The following is a 21738-nucleotide window of genomic DNA, read 5'->3' as shown; positions in this document are numbered from 1 at the left end:
CGCCCTTTGCCGTTATCCCCTGATTCGCGGCGTCTTCCAAAAATCTATTCTCCGATAATCTTGACCAACACCCTTTTCCGGCGGCGGCCGTCAAATTCGCCGTAGAAAATCTGCTCCCAGGTTCCCAAATCCAGCATGCCCTCCGTGACGGCGACCACCACCTCGCGGCCCATGATCTGGCGTTTCATGTGGGCGTCCGCGTTATCCTCGCCCACGTTATGGCGGTATTGATCCACGGGCGCATGGGGCGCCAGCTTCTCCAGCCACACTTCATAGTCGTGATGCAGGCCGGACTCGTCGTCGTTGATGAAAACCGAGGCCGTGATATGCATGGCGTTGCACAAAACCAGGCCTTCCTGGACGCCGCTGTCCGCCACGCATTCCTGGACCGTGCGGGTGATGTTGACAAAACCCCGGCGGGCGGGGATTTCAAACCATAGTTCCTTGCGATACGATTTCATGTATTCCTCCCGTGCTTTGATGCAATCATGCTCCAGGCATAGAGGTTTTACGCGTCTATTGCAACGGGTTCTTTTTCCGGCGGGCGATCTCCAGGGCTTTTCGGGCCTCCCAAAAATCCGGTTTGGCCGCCAGGGCCTTTTCCAGGTAAGCCTGCGCCCGGGCCCCGTCGCCCAGGGCCAGCAGCATGAGCCCGTAATTGTAATTGACTCCGGGATTATCCGGGGCTGAGGCCGTCAAAAACTCCATGAGGGCCGCGCCTTCGGTCCGGTATCCGGCGTGGAACAAAGCCTGGGCCTTGCCGTACAGAACCGCCGGGTTATCCGGGTCCAGCAGCAAGGCCTGGTCGTACAACCCAAGCGCCTGGCGATACTCGCCCAAATCCTCCCAAACCTGGGCGAAAACCAGGTGCGCGTCCAGGCTTTCCGGCATGACGGCCAATGCGTTTTCCAAAAACACCCGCGCTTTTGCCGGATGGCCTTCCCCAGCCAGCAATTTGGCCAGCATCAGGTTGGCCCGCCCCCAGTCCGGGTCGGACGCCGTCGCCCAGGCAATATGCTTTAACGCACAATGCCGGTCATGCAAACGCAGGCAGGCCATGCCCGCGTTCCAGTGCCCCAGCGAGTTGACGGGATCCAGGCTCAAAGCCTTTTCCGCCAAGGCTTTCGCTTTGGCGTAGTCTCCCGCGGCGAATCCCGCCTGGCTCAGGTTGTTCCAGGCTTCCGGGTAATTTGGCTGAATGGCCGCAGCCTGCCTGAAATGCTCCACGGCCTCATCCAGGTTCCCCTGGCCCGCCAGGATGGCGCCCAGGTCGTTGTGGGCCTGATAGGAGTGGGGGTTGATTTCCAATGTGCGCTCCCACAGGGTTTGAGAATCCTTGAACACCGAGGCTTGGTTCCAGGTCAGCACGCACAGCACGGCTGCAGCCAAAAAGGATAAAACCCCCGCCGGAACAGGGCGTCTTTTGTAAAGCCGGGCGGCCGCCGCCCCGGCCAAAGCCAAAAGCCCTATGCAGGCCAGGTATTGAAAATGGTCCGCCACGTAAGAATAGCGGAATGGATAAACCCGGAAAAAGCCCAAAGCGGGGAAAAGCCCAATCAGAAAAAACAGCATCCCGGCCAACGGCCCCCGGGATATGCGCTTTCCAAGGCGCCAAAGAAGGCCGGCAAGCAAAATCATTCCTGCAGGGTAAAGATACAGGCTCCACCTGGACGCATCCAGGTCCCACCTGGGATAGTTAAAGGCCAGGTTCACCGGCGCCAGCAGCTTGAGGGCGTAAAACCAGGACGACCGGCCGGCCAAAATGATTTTCTGCACCGGACTCAAGGCCCAATCCTCGCCCCAGGCGCCCACGTGATGCACCTCCAGCCAGGCTGTGTGCAGCCCGAAAACAAGGCCCAGGAAGATAAAAGGCGCCAGGCAGGCCGACTCCTTTAAGGAGACCCGGCCCCGTTTGAACCAAAGGACAACCATCATGGCCAGAGGCAGGGTCGCCGATGTGGTTTTGCTTAACAGCGCGCAGACGTAAAGGACAAGCCCCGCCCAATACCATGGAGACGACGGGGCTTTATCGCCGGAGGGGAAAAAATATCGAAGTAAACACAAGCCCGACCCCAGATAAAACACGCCGGACAGGACGTTCTTGCGCTCCGTAATCCAGGCCACGGTCTCCACCTGAACCGGATGCACGGCGAACAAGAGCGCAGCCAGCCAGGCTCCGGGAATCTGCAGCAGAAAAAGCGCCCGCCACAAAAGCAGGGCCGCCAGGATGTGCAGGCACAGGTTTACTGCATGGTATCCTAACGGGTTGAATCCCCAGAGCTTGTGCTCCAGCCGGTACAGGGTGTGAACCAGGGGGTAGTATTGGGGCGTGGCTTCCCTGTCAAACCAGATGCGGGACAGGCCGTCATGTGCGGTCAGCGCGGGATTGGCGGTCACGTAATGGTCGTCGTCCCAGATAAATCCCCCTTGCAAGGCGGGATAAAAGGCCCCAAACACGATAATCGCCAGAACAAATCCTAAAAAGGTACTCCGCCGGGTCAGGCTCATTTACCCCCCATTGGCCGTAGCCTGAGTTCCTTTGCGATGATTGTAATGATTCTTGTAAAACAATATTAACATAGGGCGCCGGGATTATCCAGGCCGATTTTCGTTGAGAAGTCAGGCCGTAAGGAGTATGATAAGGGCCGAACTCTTTCCTTTTCCGGCGGAAGCAACATGGACAAAATCATCATACGGGCAGACAAAAAGTACCGAAACCGCATGCTCCGGTATCTGTTTTTCGGGATGGCTTTGGGCGGGCTGATTGCCTTTGCGTTCATGCCCTCCTTGCTGGACTTCGCGGGAAGGACCGGAGACCGACCCCAGATGATCATGCACGTGTTGTTCGGGGGCCTGATGATTTTATTCCTCACCCTGTTTCCCCTGGGCCTGTACCTCATGGCCGTGGGCAAGCTCACCCTGACCTACGGCAGATTTCCGCCTCCGGGCATCCGGGTGATCCGGGACACGGTCCTGATTCAGGGGCGCGAGGCCTTGCAACGGGGCAGGATCATCATTTTTTCTTCTTTTGTGCTCATGGGATTGGGCTTGTGGGGCATTGTGAAGGTGTACCGGCTGGCCCTTGCCATGCTTGTCTGATCCTGTTTGGAAAAACCCGCAATTGCCGATTGACAATCTTCGCCCCTCTGCCTACAATTGACGATTCAGGCCCGGTTGAGATGAAACCCGTCTCCCGGCCCGGGCGGCGCCGTCGCCGCTCAACCCATGGAAGAAACAGCCGGCAGGAGGCTTATTAGATGGTTAAAGACACCTATTCCAAAATGCTCATTCTTCGATTTCCCAAAGGCCGGGCCGACAGCCCGGTGGTGTGCAACCTGGCCAGAGAGTACGATCTGACCTTTAACATCCTCAACGCCACCATATACCCCCGCAAGGAAGGGGTGATGGTTCTGCAGCTCTTCGGAACTCCCCAGAATTTCGAACGGGGCATGGCCTATTTGAAGCAGGAAGGGATCAAGGTCCAAAAGACGGAAGAGGAAATCGGCCGCAACGAAGAGGTATGCACCCACTGCGGAACCTGCACGGCGGTCTGCCCCACGGGCGCCTTGGCCGTCTCCCGGCCGGACATGCACGTGGTTTTTGACCAGGAAAAATGCAGCGTATGCAAGCTGTGCGTGCGGGTCTGCCCGCCCAGAGCCATGAATCTGCATCCCGTAGACGACCTGTTGCCTGAAGTATAGGGCCTCCCATGGCTTCCCGGATCGCCATAGCCATGAGCGGAGGCGTGGACTCCATGATCTCCGCTTATCTGCTTAAACAGACATGCCGGGACATGGTGGGAATCCACTTCGTCACGGGATTTGAAAACGAGGACGCCCCTCCCGGCCTGGACGGAGTTCCCGAACCGCTGGCCCGGGCTGCAAAAGAACTGGATCTCCCCATAGAAGTCGTCAACCTGCAGGAAGAGTTTCAAACCCGCGTTGTCGCGCCCTTTGTGGATACCTATCTCAAGGGCCGTACCCCCAACCCCTGCATGGTATGCAACCGGACCGTCAAGTTCGGCGCCCTCCTGGACGCCGCCCGCAACCGCTTTAACGCAGAAAAAATCGCCACCGGGCATTACGCACGGGTGCGCCGGGATTCCGCCGGCCGCTTCCGTCTTGTCAAGGGCGCGGACCCCAAGAAGGACCAGTCCTATTTTCTGGGCTTGCTGTCCCAGGCCCAACTGGGGGCAGCCGTTTTTCCTCTCGGCGAATTCACCAAAGAGCAAATCCGCGACAAAGCGATAGAACTGGGCCTGGACCAATACACCAAACCCGAAAGCCAGGAGACCTGCTTTATTGCAGACGACAGATACCGGAAATTTTTGCAGAATCAGCCGGGCTTTCAATCCAGGCCGGGCGACGTGGTGAACGTCCGGGGCGAGGTCATCGGCAGGCACCAGGGCGTTTTCGCCTTTACTATCGGACAGCGCAGGGGCATTAACATCCCGGCCTCCGAGGCCTATTACGTCCAGGCAATCGATCCCGGCGCCAACCGCATTACCGTCTGCTTTAAAAGCGGCCTGCTGTCCCGCGGGGTGCACGTTACGGGCGTCAACTGGATCATCCCTCCAAGGGAAAACGCATTTAAGGCGGCCGTGCGGATTCGATACAGGCACAAGGAAGCGGCCTCCGCCATCGAAATTTTGGAGGACGAATCCGTCAACGTGTGGTTCGACCAACCTCAATCAGCCGTCACTCCCGGCCAGGGCGCGGTGTTTTACCAGGAAGACGAAGTTTTAGGCGCCGGATGGATTGACAAGCCGCTAAACCCATAAACGGACCAAGATCTCTTATGCCGAAGACATTTTACATAAACACCTTGGGCTGCAAGGTGAACCAATACGAGTCGGACAACCTGGCCTGCATTCTGGAGAAGGCCGGAATGAAGCGGGTGGGCGACAAGCAAAAAGCGGATGTGGTGGTTGTGAACACCTGCACCGTCACCCATAAAGCCTCTACGCAGTCCAGACAGGCGCTCAGACAGGCGATCAAGGCTCACAAAGGGGCGTTGGTGCTTGCAACCGGGTGCTACGCGCAGAGCGAGCCTGAGACCCTTAAAAGCATCAAAGGGGTTTCCTTTGTGGTGGACAACACCCAAAGGAGCCTCATCCCGCAAATCATAGAAAAGGAAACCCCGCGGAAATCCGCCGAGATGCTGTGCGGCGAAATTCGCTCCCACCACGACTTTCCGGTTCCGGACATCCCAGCGCCGGGCGCCAGAAGCCGGCCTTTTTTAAAAATCCAGGACGGATGCAACGCTTTCTGCACCTATTGCATTGTGCCATACACCCGGGGGCCAAGCCGGAGCATGCCCTGGGACGCCGTCCTGCGGCACGTCGCCCACCTTACCGGCCAGGGATTCGGCGAAATTGTATTTACCGGCATCCACCTGGGCTATTACGGGCAGGACCTGGACCCGCCTAGGGACCTGGTTTCTTTACTGAAGGAATTGGAGGGCCGCATGGAGTCGGGCAGGCTCCGCCTAAGCTCCATCGAGCCCAGGGAAGTCAGCCGGGATCTTTTGGACCTTATGGCCGACTCAAAACGGATCTGCCCGCACCTTCACCTGCCTTTGCAAAGCGGTGACAGCGACATCCTGGAAAGAATGAACCGGCCCTACTCCGCGGAGTTTTTCGAGGAGCTTGTCCGCAACGTCAGAGAAGCGCTGCCCGAAGCGGGAATCGGCGTGGATGTATTGGTTGGCTTTCCCGGGGAGACCGAAGAGCACTTCAAAACGACGTTATCTTTGTTGGAAAGGCTTCCCGCCTCCTATTTCCACGTATTCCCTTATTCCCAAAGGCAAGGCACGCCGGCGGCCAAATTTCCGGACCAGGTTCCGCCGAACGTATTGGCCAAGCGGACCAAAATCATTCGCGACCTGGGGGGCCTGAAGCGCCTGGCCTTTCATGCGGGAATCATCGGCAAGACCGTGGAGGTTTGCGTGGAAGGCAGGAAGGATGCCAAGACCGGCCTGCATAAGGGGGTGGCGCGCAATTACGTCCCTGTACTTTTTTCTGCGGATTCGCCGCCGGTCAAGTCCAGCCTGGTCAGGGTGAAGGCCGAAAAGCTCACCCCCCAAGGCCGGGTTATGGGGGCCCTGAAATGAAAAAAGGCGGCTTACAAAGCCGCCTTTTTTCGTTGTATATCTGCAAAAAGCCTTGTTATTCCTTGGCTTTTTCCTCTTCTTCGGCAGGAGCCTCTTCCTCTGCAGCTTCTTCTTCAGCAGGAGCTTCCTCTTCCGCGGGAGCTTCCTCTTCCGCGGGAGCTTCCTCTTCCGCAGGAGCTTCTTCTTCCGCAGGAGCTTCTTCTGCAGGAGCAGCTTCCACGGCCTCGGCGACCGGAGCTTCTTCTACAGGAGCGGCTTCCTTGGCGGGAGCGGCGGGTTTGGCTTCTTTGTCAGCCTTGGCTTTGCCCAAAGCGGTGAAGCGGCTTAACCAGGAGCCTTTTTCGCCCTTTTCCACTTCGTCGCCGCCTACAAAATCCACCAGGGAGATGGGAGCGGCGTCGCCTTTGCGCATGCCTATTTTGGTGATGCGGGTGTAGCCGCCGTTGATTTCGCCGAATCTTTCGTTGGCGGCTTCAAACAGCTTGTGCACCACTTGTTTATTGCGAATAACCGCCATTGCCTGACGCCGGGCGTGCAGATCGCCCCTCTTTGCGAGGGTGATCATCTGGTCGGCCCAGCGGCGCAGTTCCTTGGCCTTGGCGTCTGTCGTCTTCACTTGCCCGTTTTCAAAAAGGGAGGTCACCATGTTGCGGAACATGGCCTTTCTATGGGAAGACGTACGATTTAACTTTACTCCGCCTTTTTGATGTCTCATGAGTCTTCGGTGTCTCCTTCTTCATCGCTTTCCTCGGGCGGCTGAAAGCCTTCCAGCTTCATGCCAAAGGAAAGTCCCATTTCGGAGAGAACCTCTTTGATCTCGTTGAGAGATTTTCTCCCGAAATTTTTGGTCTTCAACATCTCACTTTCCGTCTTCCGGACAAGCTCAAAAATCTTGTGAATACTGGCGTTCTTCAGGCAGTTCGCACTGCGCACGGAAAGTTCCAGTTCGTCAACGCTCCGGTACAGATTTTCATTGAATTCCGGGGCGTCGGTTTCTTCGGCTTCCACTTCCTGTTCCGGCTCCATCTCTTCGTCAAAATTGATGAAGATGCTGATCTGCTCTTTCAGGATTTTGGCGGCGTAGGCCACGGCGTCTTCCGGGGTCAGGCTGCCATCGGTCCATACCTCCAGAGTCAGCTTATCGTAGTCGGTGCGTTGGCCCACACGGGCGTTGCCCACTACGTAGTTGACCCGGCGTATGGGGGAGAAAACCGAATCTATAGGAATGGTCCCAACGGGATCATCTTCATTCTTATTGGCTTCCGCCATGGCATAGCCTTTGCCGACCTGGCATTGCATCTCCATACGGAAGACGCTGTCGTCGGAAATGGTGGCTATGTACAAGTCCGGATTCAGCACCTGAACCTTGCCGTTGGGGCTGATCAAATCCCCTGCGGTTACGACGCCGGGACCCTGCTTTTCCAGATTGAGCGGGCAGGGGCCGGTTTCCGTCATGGTCAACCGGACCTCTTTCAGATTCAGGATAAGCTCCGACACGTCTTCCAGAACGCCTGGAATGGCGGAAAACTCATGCATGACGTTGTCGAACTTGACCGAAACAATGGCCGCTCCGTGCAACGAGGACAGAATGATCCTTCTGAGCGCGTTGCCCAGGGTCAACCCGAAGCCCCTCTCCAGAGGTTCGGTGATGAATTTTCCATGCGTCGGGGAGCTTTCCACCTGAACCCGCTGGGGTTTGATCAACTCCCGCCAGTTCATGTACATCAACTCGTTTACGGTCATTATCACCTCTCGAAGTTTGCGTACGTGGGACGGCGACCGCCCTTGGGCCGCCCTGTGTTAACCAGCCGGGGCTGCATAGCGGTGATAGCGCGGCAGCCCCAGGATGGATGAACCCGGCAGACCCAACTACTTGGAGTAGAGTTCCACGATGAGCTGTTCCTGCATGGGCATGGTCAGATCTTCCCTGACGGGATACGCATTCACAACGCCCTTGAAATTCGCCTTATCCAATTCCAGCCACTGGGGCAGACCCCGGCGGGCCACGGCTTCCATGGCATTGGTGATGACTGCCACGGCCCGGCTTTTTTCACGCACTTCAATCGTGTCGCCGATGTTAACCTGGGCGGAAGGGATATTTACCTTATGGCCGTTGACCGTAAAGTGATTATGGCGGACCATCTGCCTTGCCTGAGTGCGGCAATCGGCGAAGCCCAGCCTGTAAATCACGTTGTCCAATCTTCTCTCCAAGTTGACCAACAGGTTTGTACCTGTAATGCCTTTGGCGCGGTCAGCTTTTTTGAAGGTCAGATGGAACTGCTTTTCGGTCAAGCCGTACATTCTCTTGATTTTTTGTTTTTCACGCAGCTGGATTCCGTAATCAGAAACCTTGGTGCGCCGCTGTCCGTGTTGTCCGGGAGGATAGCTCCTGCGATCAAAGGCGCATTTATCGGAATAACAGCGGTCCCCTTTCAAGAACAACTTTAAGTTTTCGCGCCTGCAGATCCTGCAGACCGAACCACGATACCTTGCCAAAACGGCCTCCTTTTTTTATAACGCCAAAAAGATCAAACCCTGCGCCTTTTGCGGGGGCGGCATCCATTGTGAGGAACGGGAGTAACGTCCCGAAGCATGACCACGTTCAACCCGGCGCCCTGAAGGGCCCGAAGGGCGGACTCCCTGCCCGAACCTGGTCCTTTCACATACACTTCCACATTCCGCATGCCGTGCTCCATCGCCTTTTTGGCGGCGTCCTCCGCAGCAAGCTGAGCTGCGAACGGAGTGCTTTTCCGTGAGCCTTTGAAGCCCACAACACCGGCGCTGGACCAGGACACCACGGCTCCGGAAGGATCTGTGATGGTCACTATGGTGTTATTAAAGGTGGCCTGAATGTGAGCCACTCCACTGGGTATGTTCTTTTTGTCCCGCTTACGCGCAACCTTTCGTTTAGCCATTTCACCACCAATAAGTTAAGGTTACTTCTTTTTGGCTCCGCCCTTTTTCTTGACCGCGGCCCTACGGGGGCCCTTTCTGGTCCGGGCATTGGTGCTCGTTCTCTGTCCGTGTACAGGCAGGCCTCTCCGGTGACGGAGACCCCGGTAGCAACCCAGGTCCATGAGCCTTTTGATGTTCATGGAGATCTGAGTCCGGAGCTCGCCTTCAACCCGGTATTTGCTGTCTATCAGTTTCCTGATATCATTGACCTGGCCTTCGGTAAGATCATCTGTCTTGGTGTCCGGGTCGATGCCCAGCTCTTCCAATATCTTAGAGGATGTGGAGCGACCGATACCAAAAATATAGGTAAGGCCAATCTCTATACGCTTTCTCTTCGGCAAGTCTACGCCCGCGATACGTGCCATTTGGCTTTTCCCCTATCCTTGTCTTTGTTTATGGCGCTTGTTTTCGCAGATCACTCTGACAACGCCTTTACGCTTAACAATTTTGCACTTGCTGCAAATCCGTTTTACTGATGCCCTGACCTTCATTGTCATCTCCTGGTAAAGAAGAGCGCTCTTCGCCTTAAGCGATGGAGCGGCTGTGCTTCCTTAGCGATGGTTATTTGAACCTGTAAGTAATGCGCCCCCGGGTTAAATCATAGGGGGATAGTTCCACTGTCACCTTGTCCCCAGGCAGGATCTTGATGAAGTGCATACGCATCTTGCCTGAAATATGGGCCAGCACCTGGTGTTTGTTTTCCAATTCCACCTTGAACATGGCGTTGGGCAGCGTTTCCACTACCGTCCCTTGAACCTCAATGGCATCTTCCTTGGCCATTACTCGCTCCCGTCTACGGCGCTCAAAATCACCGGACCGTCTTCCAAAATAGCAATGGTATGCTCAAAATGGGCAGACAAGGTCCCGTCCCTTGTCACTGCGGTCCAACCATCATCCAAAACATCCACCTCGTACCTTCCGGCATTCACCATGGGCTCTATGGCTATGGTCATGCCAGCCTTCAATCGAGGACCTCGGCCGGGGGCGCCGAAGTTCGGCACTTGGGGTTCTTCATGCAACTCTTTTCCTATGCCGTGCCCCACAAAGCTGCGGACGACCGAGAAACCCGCCGCCTCAACGCATTCCTGCACAGCGGCGGAAATGTCCGAGACGCGGTTTCCGGGCCGGGCCTGATCTATTCCGGCGTAGAGGGATTGTTCGGTCACGTCCATAAGCTGCTGCGCGTCCCGGCTAATGGAACCCACAGCCACCGTAACGGCCGAATCGCCGAAATAGCCTTCCTTCCGCACCCCGAAATCCATGGAGAGGATGTCCCCTTCCTGGAGCGGTTTGTCGGAAGGAAATCCGTGAACCACCTGTTCGTTCACGGAGGCGCACAGGGCGAAAGGAAACCCCCTGTATCCCAGGAAGGCGGGCTTGCAATCGAAGTCCTTACACATCTTCCTGGCTAAAGCGTCCAGTTCAAGGGTGGAGACACCCGGTTTGACCATGGACGCCAGTTTTTTCAACACTGTGCCAACAATCTGGTTGGCGTTCCTTATCAGTTCAATCTCCCTGCGAGACTTAAGAACCAGCATAATTCAGCTATCGTCCCCGCGTTTTTCCGCCCTTTTTAAGAAACCCCTCATAATGCCGTGTGATCATGTGGGATTCCATCTGGGCGATGGTATCCAGGGCCACGCCTACCACGATGAGCAGAGCGGTGCCGCCGAAATAAAAGGGAACCTTGAACATTACCATCAACGCTGTGGGCATAACGCACACGGCCGACACATAGATGGCCCCGCCAAGGGTGATGCGGGTCAGGACTTTGTCAATGTAATCCGCCGTCCTTTTGCCGGGGCGCACGCCCGGAATGTACCCGCCGTATTTCTTCAAGTTATCCGCCACGTCCACCGGATTAAAGGTGACAGCCGTATAGAAATAGCAGAAAAAGAAGATAAAGGCCACATAGGGAATTTCCCAGATGCCGGTTCCGGGGGTGAGCCACTCAGCGAACTTGTTGAGGGCTTCGACTCCCGAAAACTGGGCGATGGTGGCCGGAAACATCATGAGCGACGAGGCGAAGATGGGCGGAATAACGCCGCTCTGGTTGATCTTGAGCGGCAAATGGGTTTTCTGTCCGCCGTACTGCCTGCGCCCTACAACCCGTTTGGCGTACTGCACGGGTATGCGCCTTTGGGCCGTTTCCACAAAGATGATCAACCCGATGACCGCGACCATGAAAATCGCCAGGCCCGCGACCGTGAAGGCGCCCAGAGTGCCGGCGCCGACCAGGGTGATGGTCTTGGATACGGCGGCGGGGCCTCTGGCCACGATGCCCGCGAAGATGATCAACGAGATGCCGTTTCCAATGCCGCGCTCTGTGATGGTTTCGCCCAGCCACATGATAAAGGCGGTGCCGGCCGTGAGGGTGATCACGGTCATGATCCGGAAGCCCCATCCGCCGACAGGCACGATCTCCCCGGCGGAGCTGGCCATTTGCTCCAGGCCCACGGCTATGCCGAAGCCCTGAATAATGGAGAGGAGCACCGTACCGTAACGGGTGTACTGGGTGATCTTCTTACGTCCCGCATCCCCTTCCTTGGACAGCCTTTCCAAATGCGGAATGACCACCGTGAGGAGCTGGAGAATAATGGACGCGCTGATGTAAGGCATAATGCCGAGGGCGAAAACGGACAACCGTTCAAGCGCCCCGCCGGAAAACATGTCAAAGAGCCCGAGAATGGTATCCTGATGCGCTGCGAAAAAAGCCGCCAACGCGTTGCCGTCCACTCCGGGAGTAGGTATATGCACGCCGATGCGATACACAGCCAGAAGGGCTGCGGTAATCAATACGCGGCGTTTTAACTCCGGGATCTTGAAAATGTTCTGAAAACCACCGCCTACCATAATTTAAGCTGCCTCGATCTTCCCGCCGGCCTTTTCGATTTTTGCTTTGGCCGACTCGCTCCATTGGTCCGCTTTGACGGTCAGGGCCTGGGTGATTTCACCATGACCCAGGATCTTGACCCCGTCCACCTTGCCGGAAATCAGCCTGGCCTCTCTTAATGCGGCGGCGTCCACCACAGAGTTGGCTTCAAAACGGGCCAAATCGCGAACGTTGACCGCGGCGATTTTTTTGGCGAAAATGTTGCAAAACCCACGTTTGGGCAGCCGGCGATGCACAGGCATCTGGCCGCCTTCAAAACCTGGACGCACACCGCCGCCGGAACGGGCTTTCTGGCCTTTGTGTCCCTTGCCTGCGGTTTTCCCCAGGCCGGATCCAGGGCCGCGGCCCTTGCGTTTTTTTGCTGTCCGCGCCCCTTTAGGGGGGGAGAGTTCGTTGAGCTTCATGCCTGCTACTCCTTAACTGAAACCAGATGCGAAACTTTGTGGATCATGCCGCGAATGCACGGAGTGTCTTCCAGTTCCACGGTTTTATTCAATTTGGTGAGACCCATGCCGCGCAGGACTTTCCGGTGCTTTTCGGGTCTGGCTATCATACTCTTGACCAGCGTCACCTTGATTTTCTGCTTCATCGTTCTTCCCTTGTCCTTGCTAAGGCCTGATTAGGGCATCAGAGTTTCAGGACTCACGCCCCGCCGGGCCGCCACAGCCTCCCGGGTTTCCAGAGATTTCAGGCCTTCAATCGTAGCCTTCACCACATTGTGCGGGTTGTGGGAGCCCTGGCACTTGGTAAGGATGTTACCGATGCCGGCCGCTTCCAACACGGCGCGTACGGCGCCGCCGGCGATCACGCCTGTACCGGGCCTGGCGGGCTTCAAGAGCACCTTGCCGGCTCCGAAGCGTCCCACGACCTCAAAGGGGATGGTCTGGTTGACCACGGGGATCCGAACCATGGAGCGCTTGGCTGCTTCCACGCCCTTGCGGATGGCTTCGGGTACTTCCCCGGCCTTGCCCAGGCCGCTGCCCACTCTGCCTTCGCCGTCTCCCACCACCACTACGGCGGAGAAGGAGAAACGGCGGCCGCCCTTGACGACCTTGGCCACACGGCTGATGTGCACCACTTTATCGATAAATTCTTTTTCGTCTCTTTCCTGTTGTTTCTGCAAGACCCAATCTCCTTGGCCTAAAATTCCAACCCGCCATCGCGGGCGCCGGTGGACACTGCCTTCACGCGACCATGGTACAGGAAGCCATTCCGGTCAAATACCACTTTGGTCACACCCTTTTCCTTGGCCCTTTGGGCGACGAGCTTGCCCACGAACTTGGCCGCCTCGACCTTGTTCTCAAAGCCGCCCTTGTCCTTGGCTTCTTTGTCCAGGGTAGAGGCGCCGGCAATGGTCTGGCCGGTCTCGTCAATAATCACCTGCGCGTATATGTGCTTGGCGCTACGAAAAACCGACAGCCTGGGGCGATCCTGGGTTCCGAACAATTTCTTGCGGACCCTCACCTTGCGTTTTTCGTGGGTTCTGTTTTTCTTACTCGGTTTTGCCATGACTTTTACCCAATATTTCGCATTAAAAGTTTGGGGCAAGATTACCGCGCGCTAAGCGCCGGTTTTACCTGCCTTGCGAATGATGCGCTCTTCAGCGTACTTGATTCCCTTGCCCTTGTAAGGCTCAGGCGGCCTTAAGGCCCGAATGGAAGCCGCGGTCTGTCCCAGCAGCTCATTGTCGATGCCTTCCAAGGTGATGTTGTTCTTTTTATCCACCTCGGCGGTAATGCCTTGGGGCAAAGGAAAATCCACCGGGTGGGAGAAGCCCAGGGTCAGGTTCAAGGTCTGGCCGTTCAGTTCGGCCTTGTAACCAATGCCGTTCACTTCCAGAACCCGCTTGAAACCTGTGCTCACTCCGGTGACCATGTTGGCGACCAGGCTGCGTACAAGACCTTGCACCGCCGTGATTTTCCGTCTCTCAACCACGGGCACAACCGTGATCTCGTCGCCTTCTATCTTCAATTCTACGTCAGGGTGCAGGGGGCGTTCCAGCTTGCCCTTCTCTCCCTGAACGGTCACCATGCCGTTGGACACGGTAACTTTCGTTTTTGCCGGTATTGGAATCGGCTTTTTTCCTACCCGGGACATTGCAAACTCCTTGAACAATTGAAACCGCAACCTGGGTTATTGTTTCTCATATGACGCACAGCGTCGGGCCATACTAGTATCCGGCGGCCTTTTATGTTTGAGATAAAAGACATTACCAGACTTTGCAGATCACCTCACCGCCCACGTTCTTAATCCTAGCCTCGCGGTCGGTCATTACGCCCTGGGACGTGGTGAGAATGGCGCTGCCCATGCCGTGAAGGACAGGCTTGACATCCTTGGCCTTCAAATAGACTCGGCGACCTGGGCGGCTGACCCGTTCGATCCCGTAAATAACTGGGGTCTGGCTGGGCCCATACTTGAGGTACACGCGCAAAATGCCCTGCTTGTCGTCCTTGATGACCTTATAGTTCTTGATGAAGCCTTCATCTTTCAGAACCCTGGCCACGTCAATTTTTACATTAGAGGCAGGGATGTCCACCTGAGTAAACCGGGCTTTAACGCCATTCCGGATTCTGGTGAGCATGTCCGCCAATGGATCTGTCATTCCCATCAAACCTCTCCGTTATCATTAACAACATACTTCCGGGACCTTTTCCCGGGTATGGGCTTTTGGCACAAGTGCAGTTTACCAACTCGATTTGATCACGCCAGGAAGCAATCCTTCGGAAGCCATGTTCCGAAAGCAGATCCTGCAAATGCCAAATTTCCGCATGTAGCCTCTGGGCCTACCGCACAAAGGACATCTGTTGTAGGTCCTGACCTTGAACTTTGGTTTGCGCTGCGCTTTTACACAAAGGGATTTCCTTGCCAAAACTACCTCCTTGGATTGACCGTCGGCTATGCCGGTCAACTACTTTCTGAACGGCATTCCCAAGAGCGTCAGCAACCTCCGCCCTTCGTCGTCGGTCTTGGCCGTTGTGACTATGGTAATGTTCAAGCCCTTGACCTTGTCAATCCTGTCGTAATTGATCTCAGGGAAGATGATCTGCTCCCTGATGCCAAGGGTGTAATTTCCCCTGCCGTCGAAGGCTTTGGGGGAAATCCCCCGAAAGTCGCGGACGCGGGGCAGTGTGACGTTCACCAGCTTGTTCAGGAAGTCGTACATCCTGTCCCGGCGCAGGGTGGCGGTCACGCCGATGGGCATGCCTTCCCTGAGCTTGAAAGCGGCGATGGATTTTTTCGCCTTGGTCACTACGGGCTTTTGCCCGGAGATCAAGGTGAGTTCGTCGACGGCGCCTTCCAGAATCTTGTTGTTCTGGATCGCTTCTCCCAGGCCCATGTTCAGGACCACTTTGGAGAGGCGGGGAATCTGCATTGCGTTGGAGTAGCCGAACTCCTCCTGCAGCTTAGGCGCCACGTTTTCTAAATATTCCGTCCTCAAAGTTGACATCTTTATTCCTCCGCCAACCGGCGTCTTAGCCCAAAGGTTCGTTGCACTTGGGGCAAACCCGGACTTTTTTTCCGTCTTCCAACACCCGGTTGGCCGCGCGAACAGGGGCCACGCACTTCTCGCACATTACCATGACGTTGGACCAATGAAGCGGGGCCTCCATATCAATGATGCCGCCCTGCTTGGTCATTCCGCCGGGTTTTTGGTGCCGTTTGACCAGATTCAAATTCTCGACAATAACCTTCTCTTTATCTGCCAGGACCCTGAGCACATTGCCTACTTTGCCTTTTTCTCTGCCGGCAATGACTTTGACCCTGTCGCCTTTTTTAATGGGGCAAGCCTTGTTCATTTTCTTGGCCTCTCCTGCGTCGCCCTTGACCGAATTATAACACTTCCGGCGCCAGCGAAATGATTTTCATAAATCTTTTTGCACGAAGCTCCCTGGCGACGGGCCCGAAGATACGGGTGCCGATAGGTTCTTTCGTCGCATTGATCAAAACCGCGGAGTTGTCGTCAAACCGGATGTAGGTTCCGTCGGGACGACGGATTTCCTTCTTGGTCCGAACGATCACGGCTTTCATAACATCGCCCTTCTTCACCTTGGAATTGGGAATGGCTTCCTTCACGGAGACCACAATGATGTCTCCCACCGATGCGTACCGGCGTTTGGAGCCGCCCAGAACCTTGATGCAGCCGAGCACTTTGGCCCCTGAGTTGTCAGCAACCGTTAGCCTGGTTTCTGCCTGAATCATTTCATCACCCCTTTAACTAGACCGCCTTTTCCAGAATCTGGGTCACTCGCCACCGTTTGGTCTTGGACAGCGGCCGGGATTCCGTAATTTGAACCAAGTCTCCCATGCCGCAGCTATTGGACTCGTCATGGGCCGAGTAACGGGCGCGCCTCTTGATGTATTTTTTGTAGAGGGGGTGCTTTACGGTTCTCTCGATCAGGACTACGACCGTTTTATCCATGCGGTCGCTAACAACCGTCCCCACCATCCTTTTCTTACTTCCTCGTTCCTTCATAGTCCGCAAACCCGTATGCCTGAAAAGGGTTATTGTTCCACTTCCTTCAAAATAGTCTTCAACCGGGCGACTTCCTTCTTGGCTTTATTCAGCCGGGCGGTGTTTTCCAACTGGCCCGTGGCATGCTGAAACCGAAGATTGAACATCTCCTGGGTGCTGTCATCTATTTTGCGGCGGATTTCATCCGCTCCCATTTCTCTAATTTCTTTTGCCTTCATGATTAGCTCCGTGCCACAATCTTGGTCTTGATAGGCAGCTTATGCGCGGCAAGGCGCAGAGCCTCGGCAGCCAGTTCGTAGGAAACGCCGTCCATTTCGTACAGAATTTTGCCTGGCTTGATCACGGCCACCCAGCCTTCCGGGGCGCCTTTACCTTTACCCATCCGGACTTCGGCGGGCTTTTTGGTGAAGGGCTTGTCCGGAAAGATTCGGATCCAGATTTTGCCGCCCCTCTTCACGTGGCGCGTCATGGCGATACGAGCGGCTTCGATCTGGCGGTTGGTAATGTATCCGCATTCCAACGCCTGGAGCCCGAACTGCCCGAAATTCAGGACGCCGCCCCTGCGGGCCACTCCCTGCATGCGCCCTTTTTGCACCTTGCGATGTTTTACTTTCTTAGGACTAAGCATGACCTAAATACTCCTATCACACGGCAGTGTTGCGCCGTGGGTTAACTATTCCAACGACTATGCAGTAGGATTGGCGGCTTCCGTGTCGCTCTTCAGGATCTCGCCCTTGAAGATGAAAACCTTGACCCCAATCACGCCGTATGTGGTGTTGGCTTCGGTGTATCCGTAATCGATGTCCGCTCTCAACGTGTGCAGGGGCATACGGCCTTCCCGGTACCATTCCCGGCGGGCCATTTCCGCGCCGCCCAAACGGCCGGCGGCCATGATCTTCACGCCCTGGGCGCCGAAGCGCATGGCGGAGCTGATGCCGCGCTTCATAGCCCGGCGGAAAGCCACGCGGCGTTCCAGCTGCATAGCCACGTTTTCAGCCACAAGCTGAGCGTCCAGTTCCGGCTTCCTCACCTCCTGGATGTCGATGAGGACTTCGTTGTCCACCATCTTTTCCAGTTCCTTCTTGAGCTGCTCGATTTCCGAACCTTTTTTGCCGATGACAATACCGGGCCTGGCTGCAAAGACGCGCAGACGCACACGCCTGCCGGAGCGCTCGATTTCGATCTTGGAGATGCCGGCGTGGTGCAGTTTCTTCTTAAGGAACTTGCGCAGTTTGAAATCCTCACGGATGAACTCTGCGTACTTTCCCTTTTCAGCATACCACCGGGAATCCCACGTCTTGACGATTCCCAGCCTTAATCCTATGGGATTTACCTTCTGGCCCACGTATTCCTCCTTATGCGGCGCATCATTGCTCTAAAACCACGGTAATGTGGCTGGTGCGTTTTAAGATTCTGGCCCCACGGCCCTGAGCGCGGGCCCGGAACCTCTTCAATGTGGGCCCTTGATCGGCGGTAACGCCCTTGATGACCAGGTCGTCCACGTCCACTCCGCCCACTTCGGCGTTGGCCACTGCTGAACGGATGACCTTGGCGATCATGGCTGCGGATTTCTGGGGCATGAACTGCAATACGTTCAACCCTGCTTCCACCGGTTTCCCCTTGACTGCGTCGGCGACCTTGCGGACCTTTTGAGGAGAAACACGCATGTATTTTGCTGTCGCTTTAACTTGCATTTTTAATCAGTCCTCTTCCGGGCCTTGTTACTTGCCCCGGGTCTTTTTATCTCCGGCGTGCCCGTAGAAGGTCCTTGTCGGCGAAAATTCGCCCAGCTTGTGGCCGACCATATTTTCGGTCACGAACACCGGGAGAAATTTTTTGCCGTTATGCACAGCCAGGGTCAGGCCCACCATCTCCGGGATTATGGTTGAACGCCGGGACCAGGTGCGGATAACCCTTTTGCTGCGGCTTTCCTGGGCAACCATAACCTTATTCAATAACTTCGGCTCGATATACGGCCCTTTTTTTAATGACCGAGGCATAACCACTCCTAATGAATGCTATTTAGCGTTTATTGCGCTTTCTTACGATAAACTTGTCGGTTGTCTTGTTCTTCCGGGTCTTATACCCCTTGGTGGGCATGCCCCAGGGAGAGCAAGGATGCCGGCCGCCCGAGGAGCGGCCTTCGCCGCCGCCCATGGGATGGTCAACCGGGTTCATTGCCACGCCGCGTACGCTGGGCCTGCGGCCGAGCCAACGCTTGCGTCCGGCCTTACCCAAGGCCAGGTTTTCGTGCTCCACGTTGCCGACCTGTCCGATGGTGGCCATGCACTTGAGCAGAACCAGACGAACTTCGCCGGAGGGCAGGCGCACCTGGGCGTACTTGCCTTCCTTGGCAACCAATTGCGCAAAGGTTCCGGCGCCGCGGACGATCTGTCCGCCTTTGCCGACCTTCAACTCGACATTATGAATCTGGGTGCCCAGAGGGATGTTGTTGAGGGGAAGCGCGTTGCCGGGCTTGATGTCGGCTTCGGGTCCGCTTTCCACCACATCGCCCACCGTCAGGTTGACCGGGGCGATGATGTAACGTTTCTCTCCGTCCACGTAATGAAGAAGAGCGAGGCGTGCGCCGCGATTGGGATCGTATTCAATGGCGGCCACCTTGGCGGGGATGCCGGTTTTATTCCGCTTGAAGTCCACAATCCGGAGCTGTCTGCGGGATCCTCCCCCGCGATGCCGGCAGGTCACGCGCCCGTTGGCATTCCTGCCGCCGCTTTTCTTGACCACCTTGATCAGGCTTTTTTCGGGCTTCTTTTTGGTGATTTCCTCAAAGGTGCCGAATTCCTGAAAACGCCTTCCGGGCGAAGTGGGTTTTGTTTTTCTGACCGCCATGGGTCGTCCTCCCAATTGAATTTGCCGCAACCGAAATTGCGGCAAGATGCCTGTCTAGTTAAAACCTTGCCTGTCTATACGCCGTCGAAGAAATCAATGCGCGCGCCGGGGGCCAGGGTGACCATGGCCTTCTTCCAGTCGCGGCGTTTGCCCAGAACTCTTCCGCGGCGTTTGAACTTGCCGTTGACCGTGGAGGTCCGCACGTCCAACACCTTGACCTTGAAAATCTTTTCAATGGCCCGGGCGATCTCTACCTTGTTGGCTTTTTTGTCCACCTCAAAGGTGAGCTGGTTGTTTTCTTCTTTTTGAATGGTGCTTTTTTCCGTCACCACCGGGCGTCTGATGATCTCGTATGCGTTCATTAGAGCAACCTCCCTTCAATGGCTTCGATGGCGCCTTGGGCGAGAATGAGATTGCCGTACTTCAGAATGTCATATACGTTCAGACCGGCGGTGGGCATGACTTTCACGCCCTTCACGTTCCTGGCCGAAAGCTCCAGGTTCTTTTCTTCGCCTGTAGTGACGATGAGGGCGGTGTCTACGCCCATGGCCGCCATGGCTTCAGCGAAGGCCTTTGTCTTGATTTCCGGAAGATCCATGTTGTCCACGACCTTCAAGCTGTTGTCCGCCAGCTTGGAGGAAAGGGCCATTTTAAGGGCGGCTTTGCGCACTTTCTTGGGCACCTTATAGGAGTAGTCCCGGGGATGGGGGCCGAAAACCACGCCGCCGCCTCTCAGAACCGGAGACTTGATGTCGCCTTTTCTTGCGCGGCCTGTTCCTTTTTGGCGGTAGAGCTTCCGTGTGCTGCCGCGAACGTCGGAGCGGTTCTTGACGCATACCGTGCCGGCGCGCCGGTTGGCCAGCTGCATGACCACGACTTCGTGGAGCACGCTGCCCTTTACTTCCACTCCAAAAATTTCGTCGGCCAGGTCAATTTCGGAAACCTTTTCGCCGCTCATGTTGCAAACTTCTACCTTTGCCATAACTATGCCTCATATCGCTTTCACGCGAAGGGACTGAGAAATGCAAGCCCCGTTGGTTTACTTGCCGCCGAACTTCAACTTCTTCAGCTCCAGCATGCCGGATTTGGCGCCGGGAACCGCCCCCTTGAGGAGGATGAGATTTTGATCGGCCCGGATATCCACAATTTCCAGATTCCTTACGGTTTTCCGTTCCACTCCGTAATGGCCGGGCAGCTTTTTACCTTTAATGACCTTGGAAGGCCAGGCGCTGCAGCCGATGGAGCCAGGCCGGCGTTTACAGCGGCCGCCGTGGGTCATTCTGCCGCCGCCGAAGCCGTGTCTTTTCATGACGCCTGCAAAACCGCGCCCTTTGGACAAGCCGGCGACGTCGATCTTTTCGCCCACCGCGAACAACTCGGTGGAGATGGCCTGTCCCAGTTCGAAGTCTTCGGGATTGTCAACGGCGAATTCCTTGACCATGACATAAGCGGTTCCGCCGCTTTTCTCAAAGTGCCCGGTCTCGGGCTTGTTCGTATGGCTTTCCTTCTTAGGCCCAAAACCGAGTTGCAGGGCGTTGTATCCGTCTTTGTCCTTGGTCTTGATCTGGGTGACCACGCAAGGTCCGGCTTCTATCACCGTAACCGGAATGTGGCGCCCGTTAGACGAGAAAAGACCGGTCATCCCCAGTTTTTTTCCCAATAATCCTTTGCTCATGGCCTGTCACTTCCTGACTTAATACATCTGTCCACGCCGCCCCGGCATGAGATCCGGGACCGGCGGGAGAGTATATTCTTCTATGGACGTACCCCGAATCACACCTTGATTTCGACATCCACTCCGGGGGAGAGGTCCAGTTTCATAAGCGCATCCACGGTCTGCTGAGTCGGTTCCAGAATGTCCAGCAGCCTTTTGTGGGTCCTTACCTCGAATTGCTCCCGCGATTTCTTGTCCACGTGGGGCGAACGAAGAACGCAGTACTTGTTGATGCGCGTGGGCAGCGGGATGGGCCCCACAACCTTGGCCCCAGTGCGTCTGGCGGTATCGACTATGTCAGCGGCTGATTGGTCCAGAAGCTTATGGTCGTAAGCCTTAAGCCGAATCCGTATTTTGTCATTCATTAACATGGTATAAACCTGTAATCCTCTACTCTATAATTTCGGAAACGACGCCGGCGCCCACGGTGCGGCCGCCTTCACGGATGGCGAAGCGCACTTCCTTTTCCATGGCGATGGGCGTAATCAGTTCGGCCTCAATGGCCACGTTGTCGCCGGGCATTACCATTTCCACGCCTTCAGGCAGGGTCACCACGCCCGTCACGTCCGTCGTCCGGAAGTAAAACTGGGGACGGTAGCCCGTGAAGAACGGGGTGTGGCGTCCGCCTTCCTCTTTGCTCAGGACATACACTTCCGCCTTGAACTTGGTGTAAGGCTTGATTTTGCCCACATGGGTCACAACCTGGCCGCGCTCCACGTCCTCGCGCTTGGTCCCGCGCAG

General features: G+C 56.1%; 37 protein-coding genes. 4 read left to right on the top strand and 33 right to left on the bottom strand.

Translation table 11 applies throughout. The features are described 5' to 3' along the window. Positions 1–44: 44 nt before the first annotated feature. Positions 45–461: a secondary thiamine-phosphate synthase enzyme YjbQ gene (locus tag BUE18_RS22035; protein ID WP_073478329.1), complete on the bottom strand. Its 417-nt coding sequence runs from the start codon at positions 459–461 to the stop codon at positions 45–47. Positions 462–516: 55 nt separating this feature from the next. Next, a complete protein-coding gene (locus tag BUE18_RS22030; protein ID WP_073478328.1) occupies positions 517–2508 on the bottom strand; it encodes a tetratricopeptide repeat protein in 1992 nt (663 codons plus the stop codon). Between the two features lie 168 nt (positions 2509–2676). Here BUE18_RS22030 and BUE18_RS22025 point away from each other — a divergent pair, with 168 nt between their 5' ends. The 4 genes from BUE18_RS22025 to mtaB all read left to right on the top strand — a co-directional run bounded on the left by BUE18_RS22025 (position 2677) and on the right by mtaB (position 6111). Further along, positions 2677–3099 carry a hypothetical protein gene (locus BUE18_RS22025; RefSeq protein WP_073478327.1) on the top strand — a complete coding sequence of 141 codons (423 nt, stop codon included), beginning with the start codon at positions 2677–2679 and terminating at the stop codon, positions 3097–3099. Positions 3100–3257: 158 nt separating this feature from the next. Beyond that, the gene (locus tag BUE18_RS22020) at positions 3258–3701 is read left to right on the top strand and encodes an NIL domain-containing protein (protein ID WP_073478326.1); all 444 of its coding nucleotides are present in this window, start codon (positions 3258–3260) and stop codon (positions 3699–3701) included. Between the two features lie 8 nt (positions 3702–3709). Further along, positions 3710–4780: a tRNA 2-thiouridine(34) synthase MnmA gene (gene mnmA, locus BUE18_RS22015; protein WP_073478325.1), complete on the top strand. Its 1071-nt coding sequence runs from the start codon at positions 3710–3712 to the stop codon at positions 4778–4780. A 17-nt stretch (positions 4781–4797) separates the two neighbouring features. Beyond that, positions 4798–6111, top strand: coding sequence for a tRNA (N(6)-L-threonylcarbamoyladenosine(37)-C(2))-methylthiotransferase MtaB (gene mtaB / locus BUE18_RS22010; RefSeq protein WP_073478324.1), 1314 nt, complete (start codon positions 4798–4800; stop codon positions 6109–6111). Positions 6112–6166: 55 nt separating this feature from the next. Here mtaB and rplQ read toward each other — a convergent pair whose 3' ends face one another. The 31 genes from rplQ to BUE18_RS21855 all read right to left on the bottom strand — a co-directional run. Then, positions 6167–6826 (bottom strand): 50S ribosomal protein L17, encoded by a 660-nt coding sequence (rplQ, locus tag BUE18_RS28820; RefSeq protein WP_073478323.1) that lies wholly within the window; start codon positions 6824–6826, stop codon positions 6167–6169. Further along, positions 6823–7854, bottom strand: a complete 1032-nt coding sequence (locus tag BUE18_RS22000; RefSeq protein ID WP_012611017.1) for a DNA-directed RNA polymerase subunit alpha — start codon at positions 7852–7854, stop codon at positions 6823–6825. The genes rplQ and BUE18_RS22000 overlap by 4 nt, the downstream gene beginning before the upstream one ends. Positions 7855–7980: 126 nt before the next feature. Next, the gene (gene rpsD, locus BUE18_RS21995) at positions 7981–8607 is read right to left on the bottom strand and encodes a 30S ribosomal protein S4 (protein WP_073478322.1); all 627 of its coding nucleotides are present in this window, start codon (positions 8605–8607) and stop codon (positions 7981–7983) included. A gap of 32 nt (positions 8608–8639) precedes the next feature. Then, the gene (gene rpsK, locus BUE18_RS21990) at positions 8640–9026 is read right to left on the bottom strand and encodes a 30S ribosomal protein S11 (protein WP_012611019.1); all 387 of its coding nucleotides are present in this window, start codon (positions 9024–9026) and stop codon (positions 8640–8642) included. Between the two features lie 21 nt (positions 9027–9047). After that, entirely contained in the window at positions 9048–9431 is a 384-nt protein-coding gene (gene rpsM / locus BUE18_RS21985; protein WP_012611020.1) for a 30S ribosomal protein S13, read from the bottom strand. Between the two features lie 12 nt (positions 9432–9443). Then, positions 9444–9557: a 50S ribosomal protein L36 gene (rpmJ, locus tag BUE18_RS21980; RefSeq protein ID WP_073478321.1), complete on the bottom strand. Its 114-nt coding sequence runs from the start codon at positions 9555–9557 to the stop codon at positions 9444–9446. A 70-nt stretch (positions 9558–9627) separates the two neighbouring features. Next, the gene (gene infA, locus BUE18_RS21975; protein ID WP_012611021.1) at positions 9628–9846 is read right to left on the bottom strand and encodes a translation initiation factor IF-1; all 219 of its coding nucleotides are present in this window, start codon (positions 9844–9846) and stop codon (positions 9628–9630) included. Beyond that, complete coding sequence (map, locus tag BUE18_RS21970) at positions 9846–10604, bottom strand: type I methionyl aminopeptidase (RefSeq protein WP_073478320.1); 759 nt, start codon at positions 10602–10604, stop codon at positions 9846–9848. Before map ends, infA begins: the two co-directional genes overlap by 1 nt. 7 nt (positions 10605–10611) lie before the next feature. Then, positions 10612–11919, bottom strand: coding sequence for a preprotein translocase subunit SecY (gene secY, locus BUE18_RS21965; RefSeq protein WP_073478319.1), 1308 nt, complete (start codon positions 11917–11919; stop codon positions 10612–10614). A gap of 3 nt (positions 11920–11922) precedes the next feature. Beyond that, positions 11923–12363: a 50S ribosomal protein L15 gene (gene rplO, locus BUE18_RS21960; RefSeq protein WP_073478318.1), complete on the bottom strand. Its 441-nt coding sequence runs from the start codon at positions 12361–12363 to the stop codon at positions 11923–11925. A 5-nt stretch (positions 12364–12368) separates the two neighbouring features. Continuing rightward, the gene (gene rpmD, locus BUE18_RS21955; protein ID WP_012611025.1) at positions 12369–12548 is read right to left on the bottom strand and encodes a 50S ribosomal protein L30; all 180 of its coding nucleotides are present in this window, start codon (positions 12546–12548) and stop codon (positions 12369–12371) included. 30 nt (positions 12549–12578) lie between these two features. After that, positions 12579–13082, bottom strand: a complete 504-nt coding sequence (gene rpsE / locus BUE18_RS21950; RefSeq protein WP_073478317.1) for a 30S ribosomal protein S5 — start codon at positions 13080–13082, stop codon at positions 12579–12581. A 17-nt stretch (positions 13083–13099) separates the two neighbouring features. Beyond that, positions 13100–13468: a 50S ribosomal protein L18 gene (gene rplR / locus BUE18_RS21945; RefSeq protein WP_073478316.1), complete on the bottom strand. Its 369-nt coding sequence runs from the start codon at positions 13466–13468 to the stop codon at positions 13100–13102. A gap of 51 nt (positions 13469–13519) precedes the next feature. Beyond that, on the bottom strand, positions 13520–14056 hold the full coding sequence (rplF, locus tag BUE18_RS21940) for a 50S ribosomal protein L6 (RefSeq protein ID WP_073478315.1): 537 nt from the start codon (positions 14054–14056) through the stop codon (positions 13520–13522). A 112-nt stretch (positions 14057–14168) separates the two neighbouring features. Beyond that, positions 14169–14567: a 30S ribosomal protein S8 gene (gene rpsH, locus BUE18_RS21935; protein WP_012611029.1), complete on the bottom strand. Its 399-nt coding sequence runs from the start codon at positions 14565–14567 to the stop codon at positions 14169–14171. A 75-nt stretch (positions 14568–14642) separates the two neighbouring features. Further along, complete coding sequence (locus BUE18_RS21930) at positions 14643–14828, bottom strand: type Z 30S ribosomal protein S14 (RefSeq protein ID WP_073478314.1); 186 nt, start codon at positions 14826–14828, stop codon at positions 14643–14645. Positions 14829–14867: 39 nt separating this feature from the next. Then, positions 14868–15407, bottom strand: a complete 540-nt coding sequence (gene rplE / locus BUE18_RS21925) for a 50S ribosomal protein L5 (RefSeq protein ID WP_073478313.1) — start codon at positions 15405–15407, stop codon at positions 14868–14870. A gap of 25 nt (positions 15408–15432) precedes the next feature. Further along, positions 15433–15756 (bottom strand): 50S ribosomal protein L24, encoded by a 324-nt coding sequence (gene rplX, locus BUE18_RS21920; protein WP_073478312.1) that lies wholly within the window; start codon positions 15754–15756, stop codon positions 15433–15435. A 34-nt stretch (positions 15757–15790) separates the two neighbouring features. Continuing rightward, positions 15791–16159 carry a 50S ribosomal protein L14 gene (gene rplN, locus BUE18_RS21915; RefSeq protein WP_012611033.1) on the bottom strand — a complete coding sequence of 123 codons (369 nt, stop codon included), beginning with the start codon at positions 16157–16159 and terminating at the stop codon, positions 15791–15793. Between the two features lie 16 nt (positions 16160–16175). Next, positions 16176–16406 carry a 30S ribosomal protein S17 gene (rpsQ, locus tag BUE18_RS21910; RefSeq protein ID WP_425290531.1) on the bottom strand — a complete coding sequence of 77 codons (231 nt, stop codon included), beginning with the start codon at positions 16404–16406 and terminating at the stop codon, positions 16176–16178. A 56-nt stretch (positions 16407–16462) separates the two neighbouring features. After that, entirely contained in the window at positions 16463–16651 is a 189-nt protein-coding gene (rpmC, locus tag BUE18_RS21905) for a 50S ribosomal protein L29 (RefSeq protein WP_073478310.1), read from the bottom strand. A gap of 2 nt (positions 16652–16653) precedes the next feature. Beyond that, the gene (rplP, locus tag BUE18_RS21900) at positions 16654–17061 is read right to left on the bottom strand and encodes a 50S ribosomal protein L16 (RefSeq protein WP_073478309.1); all 408 of its coding nucleotides are present in this window, start codon (positions 17059–17061) and stop codon (positions 16654–16656) included. Between the two features lie 57 nt (positions 17062–17118). Beyond that, positions 17119–17778, bottom strand: coding sequence for a 30S ribosomal protein S3 (gene rpsC, locus BUE18_RS21895; protein ID WP_012611037.1), 660 nt, complete (start codon positions 17776–17778; stop codon positions 17119–17121). Between the two features lie 22 nt (positions 17779–17800). Then, complete coding sequence (gene rplV / locus BUE18_RS21890) at positions 17801–18127, bottom strand: 50S ribosomal protein L22 (protein WP_073478308.1); 327 nt, start codon at positions 18125–18127, stop codon at positions 17801–17803. A gap of 27 nt (positions 18128–18154) precedes the next feature. After that, positions 18155–18433: a 30S ribosomal protein S19 gene (gene rpsS / locus BUE18_RS21885; RefSeq protein WP_012611039.1), complete on the bottom strand. Its 279-nt coding sequence runs from the start codon at positions 18431–18433 to the stop codon at positions 18155–18157. A gap of 22 nt (positions 18434–18455) precedes the next feature. Continuing rightward, positions 18456–19283 carry a 50S ribosomal protein L2 gene (gene rplB, locus BUE18_RS21880; RefSeq protein ID WP_073478307.1) on the bottom strand — a complete coding sequence of 276 codons (828 nt, stop codon included), beginning with the start codon at positions 19281–19283 and terminating at the stop codon, positions 18456–18458. A gap of 74 nt (positions 19284–19357) precedes the next feature. Further along, positions 19358–19645, bottom strand: coding sequence for a 50S ribosomal protein L23 (gene rplW, locus BUE18_RS21875; RefSeq protein ID WP_073478306.1), 288 nt, complete (start codon positions 19643–19645; stop codon positions 19358–19360). Then, positions 19645–20265 carry a 50S ribosomal protein L4 gene (gene rplD / locus BUE18_RS21870; protein ID WP_012611042.1) on the bottom strand — a complete coding sequence of 207 codons (621 nt, stop codon included), beginning with the start codon at positions 20263–20265 and terminating at the stop codon, positions 19645–19647. Before rplD ends, rplW begins: the two co-directional genes overlap by 1 nt. Positions 20266–20322: 57 nt before the next feature. Beyond that, positions 20323–20958, bottom strand: coding sequence for a 50S ribosomal protein L3 (gene rplC, locus BUE18_RS21865; RefSeq protein WP_073478305.1), 636 nt, complete (start codon positions 20956–20958; stop codon positions 20323–20325). Between the two features lie 98 nt (positions 20959–21056). Then, positions 21057–21368, bottom strand: coding sequence for a 30S ribosomal protein S10 (gene rpsJ / locus BUE18_RS21860; RefSeq protein ID WP_012611044.1), 312 nt, complete (start codon positions 21366–21368; stop codon positions 21057–21059). 19 nt (positions 21369–21387) lie between these two features. Continuing rightward, positions 21388–21738: EF-Tu C-terminal domain-related protein (locus BUE18_RS21855; protein ID WP_483188883.1), on the bottom strand; the 351-nt coding region annotated here is incomplete at its 5' end.

Origin of the sequence: Desulfatibacillum alkenivorans DSM 16219 (assembly GCF_900142135.1) — a bacterium.
Lineage (GTDB): Bacteria > Desulfobacterota > Desulfobacteria > Desulfobacterales > Desulfatibacillaceae > Desulfatibacillum > Desulfatibacillum alkenivorans.
This window is presented reverse-complemented; position numbering and strand designations above follow the sequence as displayed.

Bases quoted from the DNA above. Each gene is read 5' to 3' on its own strand.
- BUE18_RS22035 (WP_073478329.1), bottom strand. From the start codon at position 461: ATGAAATCGTATCGCAAGGAACTATGGTTTGAAATCCCCGCCCGCCGG.
- BUE18_RS22030 (WP_073478328.1), bottom strand. From the start codon at position 2,508: ATGAGCCTGACCCGGCGGAGTACCTTTTTAGGATTTGTTCTGGCGATT.
- BUE18_RS22025 (WP_073478327.1), top strand. From the start codon at position 2,677: ATGGACAAAATCATCATACGGGCAGACAAAAAGTACCGAAACCGCATG.
- BUE18_RS22020 (WP_073478326.1), top strand. From the start codon at position 3,258: ATGGTTAAAGACACCTATTCCAAAATGCTCATTCTTCGATTTCCCAAA.
- mnmA (WP_073478325.1), top strand. From the start codon at position 3,710: ATGGCTTCCCGGATCGCCATAGCCATGAGCGGAGGCGTGGACTCCATG.
- mtaB (WP_073478324.1), top strand. From the start codon at position 4,798: ATGCCGAAGACATTTTACATAAACACCTTGGGCTGCAAGGTGAACCAA.
- rplQ (WP_073478323.1), bottom strand. From the start codon at position 6,826: ATGAGACATCAAAAAGGCGGAGTAAAGTTAAATCGTACGTCTTCCCAT.
- BUE18_RS22000 (WP_012611017.1), bottom strand. From the start codon at position 7,854: ATGACCGTAAACGAGTTGATGTACATGAACTGGCGGGAGTTGATCAAA.
- rpsK (WP_012611019.1), bottom strand. From the start codon at position 9,026: ATGGCTAAACGAAAGGTTGCGCGTAAGCGGGACAAAAAGAACATACCC.
- rpsM (WP_012611020.1), bottom strand. From the start codon at position 9,431: ATGGCACGTATCGCGGGCGTAGACTTGCCGAAGAGAAAGCGTATAGAG.
- rpmJ (WP_073478321.1), bottom strand. From the start codon at position 9,557: ATGAAGGTCAGGGCATCAGTAAAACGGATTTGCAGCAAGTGCAAAATT.
- infA (WP_012611021.1), bottom strand. From the start codon at position 9,846: ATGGCCAAGGAAGATGCCATTGAGGTTCAAGGGACGGTAGTGGAAACG.
- map (WP_073478320.1), bottom strand. From the start codon at position 10,604: ATGCTGGTTCTTAAGTCTCGCAGGGAGATTGAACTGATAAGGAACGCC.
- secY (WP_073478319.1), bottom strand. From the start codon at position 11,919: ATGGTAGGCGGTGGTTTTCAGAACATTTTCAAGATCCCGGAGTTAAAA.
- rplO (WP_073478318.1), bottom strand. From the start codon at position 12,363: ATGAAGCTCAACGAACTCTCCCCCCCTAAAGGGGCGCGGACAGCAAAA.
- rpmD (WP_012611025.1), bottom strand. From the start codon at position 12,548: ATGAAGCAGAAAATCAAGGTGACGCTGGTCAAGAGTATGATAGCCAGA.
- rplR (WP_073478316.1), bottom strand. From the start codon at position 13,468: ATGGCAAAACCGAGTAAGAAAAACAGAACCCACGAAAAACGCAAGGTG.
- rplF (WP_073478315.1), bottom strand. From the start codon at position 14,056: ATGTCCCGGGTAGGAAAAAAGCCGATTCCAATACCGGCAAAAACGAAA.
- rpsH (WP_012611029.1), bottom strand. From the start codon at position 14,567: ATGGGAATGACAGATCCATTGGCGGACATGCTCACCAGAATCCGGAAT.
- rplE (WP_073478313.1), bottom strand. From the start codon at position 15,407: ATGTCAACTTTGAGGACGGAATATTTAGAAAACGTGGCGCCTAAGCTG.
- rplX (WP_073478312.1), bottom strand. From the start codon at position 15,756: ATGAACAAGGCTTGCCCCATTAAAAAAGGCGACAGGGTCAAAGTCATT.
- rplN (WP_012611033.1), bottom strand. From the start codon at position 16,159: ATGATTCAGGCAGAAACCAGGCTAACGGTTGCTGACAACTCAGGGGCC.
- rpsQ (WP_425290531.1), bottom strand. From the start codon at position 16,406: ATGGTGGGGACGGTTGTTAGCGACCGCATGGATAAAACGGTCGTAGTC.
- rpmC (WP_073478310.1), bottom strand. From the start codon at position 16,651: ATGAAGGCAAAAGAAATTAGAGAAATGGGAGCGGATGAAATCCGCCGC.
- rplP (WP_073478309.1), bottom strand. From the start codon at position 17,061: ATGCTTAGTCCTAAGAAAGTAAAACATCGCAAGGTGCAAAAAGGGCGC.
- rplV (WP_073478308.1), bottom strand. From the start codon at position 18,127: ATGCAAGTTAAAGCGACAGCAAAATACATGCGTGTTTCTCCTCAAAAG.
- rpsS (WP_012611039.1), bottom strand. From the start codon at position 18,433: ATGCCTCGGTCATTAAAAAAAGGGCCGTATATCGAGCCGAAGTTATTG.
- rplB (WP_073478307.1), bottom strand. From the start codon at position 19,283: ATGGCGGTCAGAAAAACAAAACCCACTTCGCCCGGAAGGCGTTTTCAG.
- rplW (WP_073478306.1), bottom strand. From the start codon at position 19,645: ATGAACGCATACGAGATCATCAGACGCCCGGTGGTGACGGAAAAAAGC.
- rplD (WP_012611042.1), bottom strand. From the start codon at position 20,265: ATGGCAAAGGTAGAAGTTTGCAACATGAGCGGCGAAAAGGTTTCCGAA.
- rplC (WP_073478305.1), bottom strand. From the start codon at position 20,958: ATGAGCAAAGGATTATTGGGAAAAAAACTGGGGATGACCGGTCTTTTC.
- rpsJ (WP_012611044.1), bottom strand. From the start codon at position 21,368: ATGTTAATGAATGACAAAATACGGATTCGGCTTAAGGCTTACGACCAT.